Raw genomic sequence first — 13,825 nt, 5'->3', positions numbered from 1 at the left:
ATCAGCCGACGCGGTAGACCGTGAAGGTGCCGGCGCCCGTGTTGCGGAAACGCAAGATGCCGCTCGACGGGATCGTGGGGCTGCTGTGCGCCGGGAAGTCCATCGACCCGATCAGCGTCATGCCGTCGTTGGTGGTGATGGTCGCATCCTCGGCATCGACGATGGAGGTGTTGATCACCGAGACATCGAAGGAGTCGTTGAACGGGAAGTCGGCCGGCAGCGCCGCTTGGAGGGCGGCACCGGTCGGGAGCTGCTGCAGGGAGGCCGCGCCGCCACCCTGGTCGATGGTGATGATGCGGGCGAGCAAATCGGCGGGCGTGAGCGTGCCGGAGACGGTGTGCGCCGCCGGATCGCCCTGCGTGCTGCCGACCTGCGCCGTGGCGGTCCAGATGGCAGCGCCAGGGGTCGCGTCGACGCAGACAAAGGCAGTGTCGGTCGCGGTGTTCACCCAGGCCGAGCCGACCTGATAACCCTCGCTCGAGTCGTCGGTGGCGGCCGGATCGGTCACGGCCGAGAAATTGTTCTTGAATGCCAGGTCGGCAGGAATGTCGCCGAGGTTGCTCGAGAAAAGGATGGCCCTCATCGTAGTGGTCTCCGGGTTCAGGATTTCTTGACGGCATAGTCGACCGACGCCAGCATGTGGCCGGTGTCGACGAGCTGCTTGTCGTTGCCCTTGCGGGCGATGGTGGCGGGCTGCAGCGGCGGGCCGTCATAGGCGGTGATCGCCGCCTGCAACTGGCCCTTGATGGCCTCGCACGTCTGGCCCAGCGTCTTTTCGGCGTCGTAGCCGTTCGCGACCAGGAGATTGCCCACGGCGTCGGGCCATTCGGGGCTCTTGTCGTCGATCATGCCCCGGAAGAACGGGCGGGGTGGCGTGTCGCGGGTGCCAAATTCATTCAGCGCCGCAACCAGCGGGACGGAAGTGCCGTCGGGATAGGTCGCGCCCTCCAGGAAGCCGACGTCGACCGAAACGGCATTCTGGAGGTTCTTCGCGATCTCGGCCAGCTTCGCGGCGAGCTTGTCGCCGCCGGAGAGCTTCACCATCGCTTTACGCGCTGGGTGCGCTCTGGTCGCCGGGCTGATCGGCGGTTTTCGCCTTTGCCTTGGCCTTCGCGTCAACCGCGGAATCGGCGGGGCCGGTAGCTCCGGTGGCACCAGTTGCGGCGACGTCGGCCGCGGCGCCGGTCGCTCCGCTGTCGACGGCCGCGCCGGTGGCGCCAGTGGCACCAGTGGCACCGATTGTCTCGGTCGCGCCAGTCGCGCCCGTCGCGCCGGTCGCCCCTGCCGCACCATCTGCGGCCGCCGTGGAGGTGGCGGGCGTCTCCGGCGCATCCACAAGCGGTGCCGGGGAAGCGAGGCGCAGGCTGCGCTCAAGGGTCTGGATGCGATCTTCCGCATGCTTGCGGAAGACGCGGAACTCGCGCAACAACTGAGCAAGAATGTCCATGAGAATGGTCCTTTCACTTATATCGCTGGAACTAAAGCACTCGTTGCGGGTTAGCGGTGACCTCGGGGACGCCTCACATGAGCAACGGCGCTGTTCTGGTCGTTGAAGACGAGACAATGATCTTGCTCGATCTTGAAACAGGGCTGGAGGAAGCGGGCTTCGAGGTGGTCGGCGTTGGCAGCGCATCTGCCGCTATCGCGGCATTTGACGAAGCGCCGGACGCATTCAAAGCGCTAGTTTCTGACGTACGTCTTGGCCCCGGTCCCTCCGGTTGGGAGGTCGCTCGCCATGTACGTCAGGTTAATTCCACGATCCCGGTTGTTTATGTCAGCGGCGATAGCGCCAGCCAGTGGGGCGCCGAAGGCGTTCCGAACAGCATCATGATCACCAAACCGTTCTTCATGCCGCAGATCATCACGGCGATATCCACGTTGATGAATGAACAGCTCCCAACCGACACACCCACGCAACCCGCTAGCGATTAGGCCAGGGGTTGTAGGCGCGTCGCGGTCCGGGCATGTAGCGCATGGTCCGGTAGGCGGCAGTGGCCTGCCAATAGGCCGCGCCGAACGCGGTTTGCATGAACCAGGCGTTGTTAGGCGTAACGGGGAAGTCGGCCTGCACCGACACGCTGCCCTCGGCAGCATTCGAGACGCGTCCCACGATCCCGGCCGGCGCCTGACCGTTGGCGCCGTACATGAGCTGGCAGATGTGGGCGACCATGAGGTTGAGGAGCGTGGTCTGCGTCTCGGTCTTGGTGACGGGGCCGCCGCCGTCATTGCGGCAGTAGAGCGTCGCAACCGGGAGCGCGCCCTGCAAAACCTGCGGCTGGCTGAGCGTTGCGAACTGAGGGTAGATCGCGATGAAGTTCGCGAAGCTGAACTCGACGATAACGCCCACGGCGAACCTCCCTGGGGGTTGCGTGTCAGGCCGCGGCATCCGCCTTGTAGGCCTGGATGCCACGCGGCAGGTTGTGGGGATCGATCGGCTCGAGTCCCGACTTCTGCGCCTCATGCTCCTTGATGAAGCCCTCGACCATGTCAGTCTCGGTATGGGCCCAGACGAGGTTGTTCCTGACCGCGTCGAGGTCCTTGTTCTGCTCGAGCCACTTCTTGAAGAAATCAGCATCGACGCCATAGGTCAGGGCGTAGTCGCTGTCCTGGGCCATCGGGGCGGGCTCCTTGCGGCGGTCGAAGCGGCGCAGGTAGCCTTTCAGGACAACGGGCTCGCCGATGACCTGGGCGCGTTTCACCTTCCGAAAGCTGCCGCCGGCGGTCGGTTCGTTCTGCTCGACCATCTCGTGAAGGCGCAGAACGAGGCCATGCGGAAGCTTGCAGGCAACAGTGACAGTCGTGGACATTGATTTACTCCGGTTGGTGGAAAAACGGTGGCCGTCGCCGATGGCGTCAGTGGAGCGGATGCTGGGAATCGAACGCAGCTCACAGCCGTGGGCGGCCGTTTTGCTCAGAGCATCCGCGAAGATGATGGTGCCCCTCGCCGAATCCAATCGCCGATTGCCGGAGAGTTCGGTCTGGGTGATAATCGGGCGCTGTTTGTGCCTCGGGCATAGAAGAGTCGGGACGGCTCGACTGCTCGCTACCCACCTCAGTCCCGTTTAGTCAGAGCCCCGAACTCATACGCCAAAGCCTTCCGTCCCCTGCTGCCTGATCGCCGCGCGCGCCAATCCGAAGCTAGCCGAGCCGCGTCTCCGCTTTTTCGTCCAGCTGCGCCCGCGCGTCACGGATCGAGGCGGCATAGGTCACCAGCGGCCGCTTGACGCCATGGCTTATCAGTGTGCGCCTCACCTGCGACGAGGCGCCCGCGATGATGAAGCGTCCTCCGGCCCGCCCTGCCTTGTGCACGGTGCTTTCAATCACGTTTGCCGCGGTCGAATCGAGAAAAGGCACTGCCGAGCAGTCGAGTATGAAGTTCTTGCTCTGGTCCGCGATGCGGTCGAGCACCGTGGCGACCGTTGCCGCCGCGCCGAAGAAGAAAGCACCGGATATGCGATAGATGACGGTGTCGGGATCCGTGGCTGAGCCAAGATCGTAGGCGAGGCGGCCGCCGTTCTCATCATCGGCGCGGTCGTCCGTCACCGGCGGGACATGCGCTTCTACCTCGACCGAACGTGCCATCCTACCGATGAACAGCAAGGCGCCCAGCGCAAAACCGATCACGATGCCGGTGGTGAGGTCGCGGAAGATGACAAGTCCGAAGGTTACCAGCAGCACCAGGGCATCGCCCCAGGACGATCGGATCAGCGCCAAGAAGGCGGGCTTCTCCACCATGTTCCAGGCCACGGTGGCCAGCACCCCGGCGAGCGCCGCCAGCGGGATGTAGCTGGCAAGCGGGGCAGCCACCACCATGAACAGCAGCAGAAAGGCGGAATGGAATATCCCCGACAACGGTCCATGCGCGCCGGCGCGGATGTTGGTCGCCGTGCGCGCGATCAGTCCGGTCACGCAGATCCCGCCGAACAGCGCCGAGCCGATATTGGCGATGCCCTGCGCCACCAGTTCGCAGTTGGAGCGGTGCCGTCGGCCGGTCATGCCGTCCGCGACCACGGCCGACAGCAGCGATTCGATTGCTCCGAGCAGGGCAAAGGAAATTGCGTCGGGTATTGCGGAGACGAGCTTATGCGCGTCGAAGGCCGGCAGAGTCGGGTCGGGCAAGATCCGCGGAATGCCGCCGAACTGGGTGCCGATCGTTTCGACGGGAAGGCCGAGAAGCGTCGTGGCGAGCGAGGCCGCCGCCACCGCGACCAGGAGGCCGGGCCATGAAGGCCGCCAGCGCTTCATGCCCACGATGATCCCTATCGTCAGCGTGGCGACGGCAATGGCCGCTGGATTTACCGTTCCGGCCGCCCTGCCAAGTGCGATAAGCCTGGGCAACAGGTCGCCGGGCTCCTTCCCCGGCAGAGTGAGGCCGAACAGGTCATGCAACTGGCTGGACAGAATGATCACGGCAATGCCCGCGGTGAAACCAACGGTCACCGGATAGGGAATGAATTTCACATAGGCGCCGAGCCTCAGATAACCGGCCGCGAGCAGGAAGGCGCCGGCCATGAGCATTGCCAGGATCAGTCCGTCAACGCCGTGCTGATCGACAGCGGAGGCCACGACCACGATGAAGGCGCCGGCCGGCCCGCCGATCTGGAACCTGCTGCCGCCAAGCGCGCCGACGATGGAACCGCCGATGATCGCCGTAAACAGTCCGCGCTCGGGCTCCACATGCGAGGCGATCGCGATCGCCATCGACAGCGGCAGCGCCACGATGGCGACTGTCAGGCCGGCGATCACATCCGCCCTCAGCTGCTTGAGGTGGTAGCCCTCGCGCAGCACCGTCACCAGCTTTGGTGTGAACAGCTCGGCGAATGTCGGCCGTGCTTGATGGTGAATTGCAGGCCGAGCCTGATCCATGACCATATTCCGCTCCAAAGGGCGGCGGGATCGTCGGCTGCATGTCGGCGGTCGCCGTCGCGATAACTGTTGCGACCCCGCATTGCGCTGCCCGAAACCGGCAAGGGTTTCCGGGGCGGATGCGGTTGCGGCTCAGCCTTGCGGGTTCTGCGCCACGGTGGCCTTGAGGCGTACGCCCCTGCCGCCGCGCTCGCTGGTCTGGTTCTCGCCGATCAGTTCCACGCCAACCTCGTCAAGGGCCTGGATGACCTTCATCAACGTGTCGACAACGCCTCGCACGACACCCTCGCTCGCCTCCATGCGCTGTATCGTCGGAAGCGAAACTCCGGCGCGCTCGGCAAGAGTTCGCTGGTCGATACCGGCCAGCGCCCTCGCGGCGCGCATCTGCGCAGCAGTGATCATCGGCCAGAACCTTTGTCTGAGTCTGCGGTATCAATGGATAATACAAATATCATGATGCTTCAAGCCTCATTCATTTTGGATGAGACATTGGCCACTCGCTGTCCGTAAACGGCCTTGCGCCGCTGCAGCAGCCGAGCCTCAAGCCAGCACAGCGCAGGCAAAACCCCCGCGGCAGCCGGCAAGCAGGCAGGACAAGCTGCGGAGCCGGCAGCGGCTTTGATCCCAAGGAAACATCGGACCAGATGATATGGCCATGATTGAACGCGTCTTGAAAAAGGTTCTCGCGGTTAACGCGCATGCTGCTGAGAGGGAATGGTTAGCTTCAATTCTGCTCGGCGCTTTCAGGCTGGAACCACGGACGAGGCAGGTTTGATCGCCCACGGTGCGGAGATCAAGCGCCGATAGGTGCTATGCCGACGGGAACACCAGTCGAGATGGCAGAGACCGTGAAGGCGAGCAAATCATTGCCCGCCAACAAGAACTGGTGAGCAGACTTGCGGCACAAGCGCGTATGTTGTTGCCGTATGACGCTGTAGTGTTCCTGCAATCCTTGAAGCCGTGCAGCGGTCGCCTGTCTGGAACGCCTTAGGCGCAAGCCTACTTCGTCCCAGCCCCAAACCAGTGGATGAATGCGGCTCGTATTGGGGCGCGCAATACTATCTCTACGCCATCTAAACGCCCACCATCTGGGAAATGCCCGTCGGCTGCCGGATGATCGCGCCCCAGGTGCCGCTGGACATTTTCTTTTTCCACGAGGAGAGCGCGCGCACGATTGGATGAGCGCGGAGCTTTTCGTTAAACGCACAATAGCCGGTCTGCTGACCATCGATGCCGTCGGCAATGAACTGAACCACGTTGCCGGCTGAGATGCCCGTCGGGTTGATCGCTGTCTCCGCCCTATATTGCACCGCCGAGACGACGCGAAGGTTCGGGAAGTTTTTCTTGAGCAGGTCCTCAACATTGACGTTGAACGAGTTGGTCGCGGTCATGGCAAGCTGCGATTCCGGCGACATGGCCAGTGTCATCTTGGTGTTCTGGTCGACCAGGCCGGCTGTCTGGGTAACGAGCTGCAGCCACAGTGATTGGAGGTCGGAATAGATCTCATTCGCGGTGGCGACGATCTGGCCGTTGTTGATCCATTTCACGCCGCCGTAAGCCTTCGGCGCCGGGGTGATCGGAGCCGCCAGGTTCGGATCGTTGAGAAGGCCATAGTTCTGCAAGCCCTGCACGCCCTTGAAGTAGGTCGTGTTGAGGAATCGTGCGAGCACCGTGACGCCGGCGCCATCCACCTCGCCAACCCAATTGACGCGGCCAAGGCCGGCGCGCTCGATTTCCAGCTCGCCATACTCGGAAATCGTCTGGAACAGATAGGACTGGCGCTGCGGCCAATTCATGTTGGCGCCGGCTCTGCCGTTGTCGTTGTAGTCGCCATAGCTCGACACTTCGCCGGTCTGCTCAACGACGGGGAACATCGCCGTCTGGTCGATCCAAGTGCCCTTTCGAATTTCGCCGAAGATTTCGGCAGCTTTGGTTGGGGCGAAAAGGATGCGGTAGACCTCAGGATCCACAAGCGTGGTGAGGAACGCCGGAATGCCGGCGTTCGGTGCTGTCGCTAGCTGAGGCTGTGCATCCATCGCGAGATGATTGGTGCGGAACGCCTCGACGATGTAGGCGCGTGCATCGGGAAGGTAGATACCGGCCTGCTCGAACATCGAGCGATGCTGAGTCCACGCCGCAGCGGCCTGATCGAAGTCGTGAAATTTCATGGTGGTTATCCTCACAGATCGCCGACTTGCGGCGCATGGTTTCGAGATTGACGGCGGGTTTAGCCCTGAGGCCAAGAGCTGATCTTCATCAGCTCGCCGGGCTGCGCGAAGGAACGCACGGTCCACTTAGTTTCAACATTGGTGGCCGCGGTGAGCGCAGCCGCGTTGACTATGGTGTTGACATCGACCGCATAGGTGCCAGCGCCACCGGCTGGGCCAGTGAGCTGCTGGGTAATAGTGGTGACGGCGGTGATGCCAGCGCCGGTCAGCGTGTCGCCGACGCCGAAGACGCCAACGATCGTGCCGCCCGCCGTGAACACGCCATAGGTGCCGGAAATCTCTGTACCGGGGTCGACGTCCTGGTCGGGGATGTTGACCGCATACGTGCCCACACCGCCCGGGGTACCAGTGAGTTGCTGTATGATCTTGGTGCCGGAGACGACGTCGGTGCCCGAGATCGTGGTGCCGGGGCAGATCGTGCCCGAGTTGACCGTCGTGACCGTCAGCACATTGCCGACGATGGAGCCCAGGAAGCCGCTGGTCCCGGCTGCGATGGAGCCGGCCGAAGTGGTCGCGCCATTCGGCGAGCCGGACGGAGCAGCGGTCGCCGTGCCATCGGCATAGTTGGCGTAGACCTTCTGGCCGACCAGGGCAGGCGTCGCGCCGGCGTTCTTCACCCAGAAATCGCCTCCATCGAAGACGGTGATGGGAAAGCCGGCCGGGACCAGCATCGTCGATTCCTGCAGGTATTGCTCGATCAGGCCCTGCTGCTCGCGATGGACGAAGCCTGCGACCGGGCCGGTGCCGAAGGTGTTGACCACGGCCGGCGCATTGTCGCTGTCGGCTTGGACATAACTCAGCCAGGCGAAGCGGCCGATGACAGCACCTAGCGCGCCGCAGACCAGCGCGCCAGCGGCGGCAAGGACTGTAGAGCGGGGATTGGTGGAAGCGAAATCGCCCTCGACAGCGGGGGCGGGATTGTAGGCAACCTGCGTCTGGAACCCAGACATGGGCAATCTCCTAAATGAAAAGAGCCGGCTTGCTGGCCGGCTCGACGGGCTTGGAAGGGAAAGCCGCTCGCCTTAGAGCGACTTGACGATGTGGGTCTTGGCGGCTGGGAAAAGCTCGTAGAACGAGTTCACCCCGGCAGCGTCCAGGGCGACGGCCGGCTTCTTCGGTGCGCCGACGCTAGGTAGCGGCTGGGCCTTGAGAATGGCCGGCAGTGCCGAGGGATGGACACCATCGATGTTGACGCCGAGTGAGGTGAGCGCGGTGCGATAGACGGCATCCGAGCTATCATGGGCCATGGCGAGCTTGCCGATGTAGGGACGAACGGCCTCCTCGGCGGCGCGCACTTCGGCGGCCGATTTGAGCATCTCGGCGCGGACCTCGGTCTTGGCCTGCACCACAGCCGCGGCGATTGCCGCGTCCATGGCCTTCTTGTCGACCTTGTCGTCATCGTCCTCGTCGCCGTCTTCGGCCTTTTTCTTCTTCTCGTCCTCGTCCTCCTCCTCTTCGGAGTCCTCGGCTTTCTTCTTCTTGTCGTCCTCCTCCTCGTCGTCTTCGTCCATGGCTTCCTGGACCTCCACCTCGTCGAGCGCGACGAGAACCCCCTCGAGACCGTCGAGCTTGGCGTCGGTGGCGAGCTTGCCCTCGGCGGCCTTACCGACTGCCTTGAGGATAGCGGGGCGCTTGGCCTTGAAGTTTTCGGCGGTAACGCCCGCGAGAGCCGCGCTGACATCGATCTTCTGATCGGCGGCGAGCTTAGGCATGACGTGGGCAAGGATCGCGCCGTGGGCGACGGACGCCATGCGCGACAGCAGTGCTGCTTTCTTCATCGTGATGATCTCCATTTTGCTGTCGCCGACTACAACATCAGGCCCGGCGCGGCCTTCCTCGACCAAGGCGACGTGGTTGGCGGAAATGTCCCGCATCACGCCGTCGTAGGATTCTCCAGCCAGCGTGCCGGGCGTCATGTCGGCCCGGTAGCGATAGCTGCTCGAAAGTTCTTTCTGCCGATCGGATTCGATCAGCGCGATTGCAGCGCCATCCCAGATGCTGAGCGGCGCCATGAGATAGGGGGCATGGAACTCGACGGCATCGCCGAGCGCGCCGACCACGGCTTCGCGCGGGTGCTCCTTGGCGCTGACCGGGATGTGCTTGAGCAAGAGCGGCTTGCCGACGAAGGTCGGGGCGGCTTTCGCGAGCTCGTCCGCATCGCGGTACAGGCGATAGATGCGCTCGGGATCGAGCGCCAGCGCCTCGAAGTCCGGGATTTCGCGGCCATAGTAGGGGCAGATGTTGGCCTTTGAGATCGGCGTCATCTCGACGCGCAGATGGCCGTCCTGGTCGAACGAGCGCACGCTATTGCGATCCATGGCGAGCGCGTCGTTGGCCTGTGCCACCGCGTCCGTGCCGCGGCATTCGTCGCACACGATCCCAGGTCCAGCGAGTTCGCCGGTGCCGCCGCAAATCGGGCAAGCGCCCTCGATCACGATGTCTTCGCCCCTCGTCCACTTCACGAAGTTGGAGCGCAGCGAGTCCCATGCCTCAGGCGACATGTCGGCCGCTATGCCAAGCCGCTCGCCCAGCATGTCGCGCAGGCCCGGATGCAGCGGCTCGGGCAGCGAGCGCAGGGGAGCCCAGGCATAGCCGGAATGTTCGTCGGTCAGCACCGGCGCGAATTTCGTCTCGACGGCCTGAGCAAAGGTGTGATGCACCCAGCCATTCGGGGTGCCGCGCGTATCGATGAGCTGGCGCGCGCCAGACGGCAGCGTGCCGATCTCCTCGGTGGTCTCGCGCGCCGCCGTCGTCTCGGCGTCTTCGCCTTCATCCGACTTGCCACCGGGCCAGCACCAATGGCCGGGCCAGCTGGTATCGGTCGACGAGCGCCGGAGCACCAGGACATCGCCATCGGGCGCGACCAGCATCAGCGAGGCCGCCTGCCCCGCGCTGTCCTTGCCGACGAACTCTTCGCCGACCGCCTTCGGGATGCCGAGCACGCCTCGACCCTCGGCCGCTGCGTACATGGCGCGGCGCTGGGCCTCAGACTTCGCAGGCATCGAAAATCGCTCCTTAAATGTAAGGCTTGACCTCACACTTTGGTTGACTTATGTAAGGTAGCGCCTTACACTCTAAGCATGATCAAGACGTTCCGAAACAAAGCCCTGCAACGCTTCTTCGAAACCGGCAAAGCACGCGGTCTCAGCGTTCAGGACGACAAGCGTGTCGCTCGCATCCTGCGGGCCTTGGAAGCGGCGGCGCGGCCGCAGGACATGGACCTTCCCGGCTATCACTTCCACGGCCTCTCGGGCCGCGACAAGGGCCGCTATTCGGTCCGCGTCACAGGCAATTACCGCATCACGTTTGCATGGGACGGCGAAGACGCAACCGAAGTCGAATTAGAGGATTACCACTGATGAACACGACACCCATCAAGCGCGGCCTGCCCGCGATGCATCCCGGCGAGCTTCTGCGCGAAGACGTCATTCCGTCGCTCAATGTGTCGAAGACCGAGATCGCGAAGCTGCTCGGCATTTCGCGTCGCACGCTCTACGACATCCTGGACGAAAAGCAGCCCGTCACGGTGGCGATGGCTCTCCGCATTGGAAAGCTGGTCGGCAACGGCCCGGTGCTTTGGCTCAACCTCCAGCGCAACTATGATCTGGAGCAGGCCGAGAAGGCTCTCCGCGCCGAGATCGATGCAATCCCGACGCTGCACGCCGCTTAGGAAGGAAATTCGATGTTTCGCTGTATTGTGTCAGCTCTCGTTCTCGGTCTAGCGACGGCGCCGTGCCGTGCAGAAAATGCCAACGCGTTTATCTACAGCTACGGCCTCAAGACATGCGGTGCCTTTGTGGCTGCAGAGGGAGATAACCATCCAGGCAAGGCCATTCTCAGAATGGCCGATGGCAGGAAGTTTTTCGACGAGAGCGCGAACTTCATGAATTGGGTGCTCGGCTATCTCAGCGCCGTTAACATGATGCGCGCCCCCGGGAAGCCCAGCATCGAGCTCGATAATGCTGCCGTCGATCTGTGGCTCCGGAACTGGTGCGACGCCCATCCGACCAACTCGATTTTCGACGGCACCCTTGCCCTTGTCGCGGAGGAAAACAAAGCGCAGTGACCGCCCGCCCCTCGGTCATGAAAAGCCCTTGATGATCGGCTTGGCGACACAGCGGCATCCGGGCTCCTCGCCCGGCCGTATGAAGCGCTTGACGGCCGGGTCGTACCAGCCCGTCGAAATCTTGTAACGGACCTTTTCGCGGCCGGCCTGGACATGCGTGGGGCGAGGTTCCTTGCCGCCGCCGCTATGGTGCCACTCAGCCTCATCGATACCGAGTTCGAGCTGGCGCGCCGTGTTGAAGGCCGCTGTCGCCTTGTTGTTCTGGTCAAGCGCGATGAAGGCGGCCCGGCGCCGGGTGATGCCGGAATAGCGCTCGAGATCCTGCACCAGGCCGGCAAGGTCGCGGCCGGTCTGCACCGACCGCACCACCGCGCCTTCGACCTGGTCGAAATACTGCGAGGGGATCGACCTGATCAGCGCCACATTGGCGTGGATCGTCGCGTCCACGACGTCGCGCATCGCCGCCGTCATCTTGAATTCGACCGAGATGCCGCCGTCGCGCAGGATCTTGCGCAAGGCGGCGCTCGACCGTTTCTCGACCGAGAGCGCGAAATAGTCGCCGAGCTTCACCGCGGCGACGTCGAAGCGCTTGGTCCACTGCGCGGCAAGCTTGCGGATCGATCGGCGCAGCGCTTCCGCCGGCGTTTCATCCTGCGCTATGCGGGGCGTATTGGCCCGGTAGGAGGCTTTCAGCCAGTAGACCACGCTGTCGCTCATGGCGTCGATCAAGCGCGTCAGGCGGCCCCTGTAGGCCGTCTCAATCCCGACGTTGGGTCGGACGGGGCGAAGCACCTTTTCGTTGCGCTTGGCCGTCCGACGACTTTGCAGGCTGGACATCACGATCCCTCAGCGTCTCGGCGATCTCGCGATCGTCGGGCGTCTGTGCTTTGAGGAGTTCCCAGAGGTGGAGCGTGATCAAGCGGTGCCGGCGTTGTCAGTGACGGGAGCCGCACTATCTGCCGGCTCCTCGGGCTTGGCAACACCCGCGTCCCAAACAAACCGTTCCAACACGAGAATGGTTTGGAAGAACTTGTCAGGGTCGATCTCGCCCGGCGTGCTCATGCCCACCAGCTCGACCAGCCGGAGTCGGATTTCGCGGGCCTCGTCAAGCCGCCTCGTCTCGTTCCTCGGAGCTGCCCTTGACCACAAGGCCGTCGTCCTCCTCTTCGAGCAGGTCGGGCATGTCCTCGACATCGATCGAGGAGAAGTCCGAGTCCGGATCGCCGGCAACGCGCTGGCGCGATTCCTCAGGCGAAATCACGCCGGCGTCGATCAGGATTACGTCGCGCTCCGCCTTGGTCTTTTCGACCTCGGCCGCTTCCTTCTCATTGGTCTCTTCGAGCTTTTCGAACTCGAAGTCGATGCCGGGATCGGGCTCGCCCCAGAGCGATGTCATCACCAGGCCAAGCAGGCGATGTATCGGCTGGCGAAACAGGTGCTCCTGGAAGGAGTGGACGTAGTCGTAGAAGACCTGGATTTCGCCCTCGGAGGAGGCGTTCAAACCGGCCGGCTGGACGCCGAGCAGCTTGACCAGCGGAATGTGGCTCACCGACGCCATGTGCTCCTGCGCCTGCGCCTGGAGCACGTCGAGCCCGGAGAGCGGAGCCGCGACGTTCTTGAAGTCCTCGCTATCCTTGTCGATCATCATCAGGCCGCGATTGGACCTGACCAAATTGAAAAGTTCGGCGCGCCGGAAGAGCTGATCGCCATCGGCTTGCAGCGTCTCGCCGAGATTGGTGGCCAGCAGGAAAACGCTGAACATCGAGATGATGTCGTTCACCGACTGGCGCGTCTCCAGCCAGTTGTCGACATAGGGCTTGCACATCTGCGACAGCGACAGGCCGCCGAATGAATAGGTCGGCTTCAACAGGTCGGGCACCTCGCGCCCGATCAAGGTGATCAGCCGCGTGGTGTGGACGATCTTGGCCTGCACATACCAGCTGTCGGGCCGATACCAATTGTCCTTGAGCGGATCGCTCGAGTTGTAATTGGTCGGATAGCACCAGACCGCCTCGACGGTGCGCAGCGCCTTGATCGGCTTCTTGGAGAACTTGGTGACGCTGAGCTTGTCCCAGCCGTCGCCGATCGGCTTTTGCAGCTCGTCGGCATCGTCGGTATCGCCGGTGTCGATGTAGATGTGACCGCGGCCGAAGAAGCCATCCTGCTCGGCGGCGCGGGAGAAGATGTCGCGCACGTTGAGGCGCTTGAACTCGGCCTCCAGCTCCGCGATCTTGTCGGCCTTGTCCTCGCCGTCGTTCGAGGTGAAGCGGATCCATTTGCGCGTCATCTCGGTGGCGATCGTCTCGGAGATCACCCGGTATTCCGGGCGCTGCGCCAGCTCCGAGAGATAGGCGTAGCCGAGGAAGGTGATCCCCTCCGAGAAGTAGCCGCTCAGCCCGAAGCCGTTGGCCCAGCTCTGAACCGCGCCGACGGCGCTGTCCATGGCAAGCCCGGTGTTGCCCGACGGGAGCACGCCATCCGGGTGCTTGGGCAGGGTGAAGACCGGCACCGGCTGCTTCGGTGCGGCCGCTTGCGCGCGGATCGCCGACAGCATCGCATCCGAGATGCGCGTGGGAGGACGCGCTCCAGGAGGAACTGCTGCCGGCGGCGCCGACGCAGGGACGTCGGCGACTGGCCCGCGTGTCCAACGACGGCGCAATGCGCC

17 protein-coding genes are annotated in these 13,825 nt (G+C 63.5%); 4 read left to right on the top strand and 13 right to left on the bottom strand.

Annotation, left to right across the window (positions count from 1 at the left end; translation table 11 throughout):
- Window position 1: 1 nt before the first annotated feature.
- Genes EOA75_RS01395 through EOA75_RS01385 form a run of 3 tightly spaced genes read right to left on the bottom strand, consistent with a single transcriptional unit; the run spans window position 2 to window position 1,447 of the window.
- Window positions 2–583 carry a hypothetical protein gene (locus EOA75_RS01395; protein ID WP_095825889.1) on the bottom strand — a complete coding sequence of 194 codons (582 nt, stop codon included), beginning with the start codon at window positions 581–583 and terminating at the stop codon, window positions 2–4.
- Between the two features lie 17 nt (window positions 584–600).
- Complete coding sequence (locus tag EOA75_RS01390) at window positions 601–1,044, bottom strand: hypothetical protein (protein ID WP_127323415.1); 444 nt, start codon at window positions 1,042–1,044, stop codon at window positions 601–603.
- A 4-nt stretch (window positions 1,045–1,048) separates the two neighbouring features.
- Window positions 1,049–1,447, bottom strand: a complete 399-nt coding sequence (locus EOA75_RS01385) for a hypothetical protein (protein WP_095825887.1) — start codon at window positions 1,445–1,447, stop codon at window positions 1,049–1,051.
- 77 nt (window positions 1,448–1,524) lie between these two features.
- Between EOA75_RS01385 and EOA75_RS01380 the strand changes: the two genes are divergently transcribed.
- Window positions 1,525–1,932: a response regulator gene (locus EOA75_RS01380; RefSeq protein ID WP_095825886.1), complete on the top strand. Its 408-nt coding sequence runs from the start codon at window positions 1,525–1,527 to the stop codon at window positions 1,930–1,932.
- Here EOA75_RS01380 and EOA75_RS01375 read toward each other — a convergent pair.
- From EOA75_RS01375 to EOA75_RS01345, 7 genes are all read right to left on the bottom strand, one after another.
- Window positions 1,922–2,347 (bottom strand): DUF4054 domain-containing protein, encoded by a 426-nt coding sequence (locus tag EOA75_RS01375; protein ID WP_206516946.1) that lies wholly within the window; start codon window positions 2,345–2,347, stop codon window positions 1,922–1,924. The two genes, EOA75_RS01380 and EOA75_RS01375, sit on opposite strands and share 11 nt — an antisense overlap.
- Window positions 2,348–2,372: 25 nt before the next feature.
- Window positions 2,373–2,807, bottom strand: a complete 435-nt coding sequence (locus EOA75_RS01370) for a hypothetical protein (protein WP_127323414.1) — start codon at window positions 2,805–2,807, stop codon at window positions 2,373–2,375.
- Window positions 2,808–3,138: 331 nt separating this feature from the next.
- Window positions 3,139–4,866, bottom strand: a complete 1,728-nt coding sequence (locus tag EOA75_RS01365) for a SulP family inorganic anion transporter (protein WP_095825938.1) — start codon at window positions 4,864–4,866, stop codon at window positions 3,139–3,141.
- A 132-nt stretch (window positions 4,867–4,998) separates the two neighbouring features.
- Window positions 4,999–5,268 carry a helix-turn-helix transcriptional regulator gene (locus EOA75_RS01360; RefSeq protein ID WP_095825883.1) on the bottom strand — a complete coding sequence of 90 codons (270 nt, stop codon included), beginning with the start codon at window positions 5,266–5,268 and terminating at the stop codon, window positions 4,999–5,001.
- Window positions 5,269–5,939: 671 nt separating this feature from the next.
- Entirely contained in the window at window positions 5,940–7,034 is a 1,095-nt protein-coding gene (locus EOA75_RS01355; protein WP_206516945.1) for a hypothetical protein, read from the bottom strand.
- Between the two features lie 59 nt (window positions 7,035–7,093).
- Complete coding sequence (locus tag EOA75_RS01350; RefSeq protein ID WP_095825882.1) at window positions 7,094–8,044, bottom strand: hypothetical protein; 951 nt, start codon at window positions 8,042–8,044, stop codon at window positions 7,094–7,096.
- A gap of 72 nt (window positions 8,045–8,116) precedes the next feature.
- Complete coding sequence (locus EOA75_RS01345; protein ID WP_095825881.1) at window positions 8,117–10,096, bottom strand: DUF2213 domain-containing protein; 1,980 nt, start codon at window positions 10,094–10,096, stop codon at window positions 8,117–8,119.
- A gap of 78 nt (window positions 10,097–10,174) precedes the next feature.
- Between EOA75_RS01345 and EOA75_RS01340 the strand changes: the two genes are divergently transcribed.
- The 3 genes from EOA75_RS01340 to EOA75_RS01330 are packed head-to-tail and all read left to right on the top strand — an operon-like array spanning window position 10,175 to window position 11,160.
- Window positions 10,175–10,453, top strand: coding sequence for a type II toxin-antitoxin system RelE/ParE family toxin (locus tag EOA75_RS01340; protein WP_095825880.1), 279 nt, complete (start codon window positions 10,175–10,177; stop codon window positions 10,451–10,453).
- Window positions 10,453–10,764: a HigA family addiction module antitoxin gene (locus EOA75_RS01335; RefSeq protein ID WP_095825879.1), complete on the top strand. Its 312-nt coding sequence runs from the start codon at window positions 10,453–10,455 to the stop codon at window positions 10,762–10,764. Before EOA75_RS01340 ends, EOA75_RS01335 begins: the two co-directional genes overlap by 1 nt.
- Before the next feature lie 12 nt (window positions 10,765–10,776).
- A complete protein-coding gene (locus EOA75_RS01330; protein ID WP_127323413.1) occupies window positions 10,777–11,160 on the top strand; it encodes a hypothetical protein in 384 nt (127 codons plus the stop codon).
- A 15-nt stretch (window positions 11,161–11,175) separates the two neighbouring features.
- Here EOA75_RS01330 and EOA75_RS01325 read toward each other — a convergent pair whose 3' ends face one another.
- From EOA75_RS01325 to EOA75_RS01320, 3 genes are all read right to left on the bottom strand, one after another.
- A complete protein-coding gene (locus EOA75_RS01325) occupies window positions 11,176–11,877 on the bottom strand; it encodes a phage minor head protein (RefSeq protein WP_095825936.1) in 702 nt (233 codons plus the stop codon).
- 198 nt (window positions 11,878–12,075) lie between these two features.
- A complete protein-coding gene (locus EOA75_RS33850) occupies window positions 12,076–12,222 on the bottom strand; it encodes a hypothetical protein (RefSeq protein ID WP_164747237.1) in 147 nt (48 codons plus the stop codon).
- 43 nt (window positions 12,223–12,265) lie between these two features.
- The gene (locus tag EOA75_RS01320; protein WP_127323412.1) at window positions 12,266–13,714 is read right to left on the bottom strand and encodes a DUF1073 domain-containing protein; all 1,449 of its coding nucleotides are present in this window, start codon (window positions 13,712–13,714) and stop codon (window positions 12,266–12,268) included.
- Window positions 13,715–13,825: the final 111 nt, after the last annotated feature.

This window comes from Mesorhizobium sp. M1A.F.Ca.IN.022.07.1.1 (assembly GCF_003997575.1).
Taxonomy (GTDB): Bacteria; Pseudomonadota; Alphaproteobacteria; order Rhizobiales; family Rhizobiaceae; genus Mesorhizobium.
Note: the sequence above shows the minus strand (reverse complement) of the source record. Positions and strands in the feature narration are given on the sequence as shown.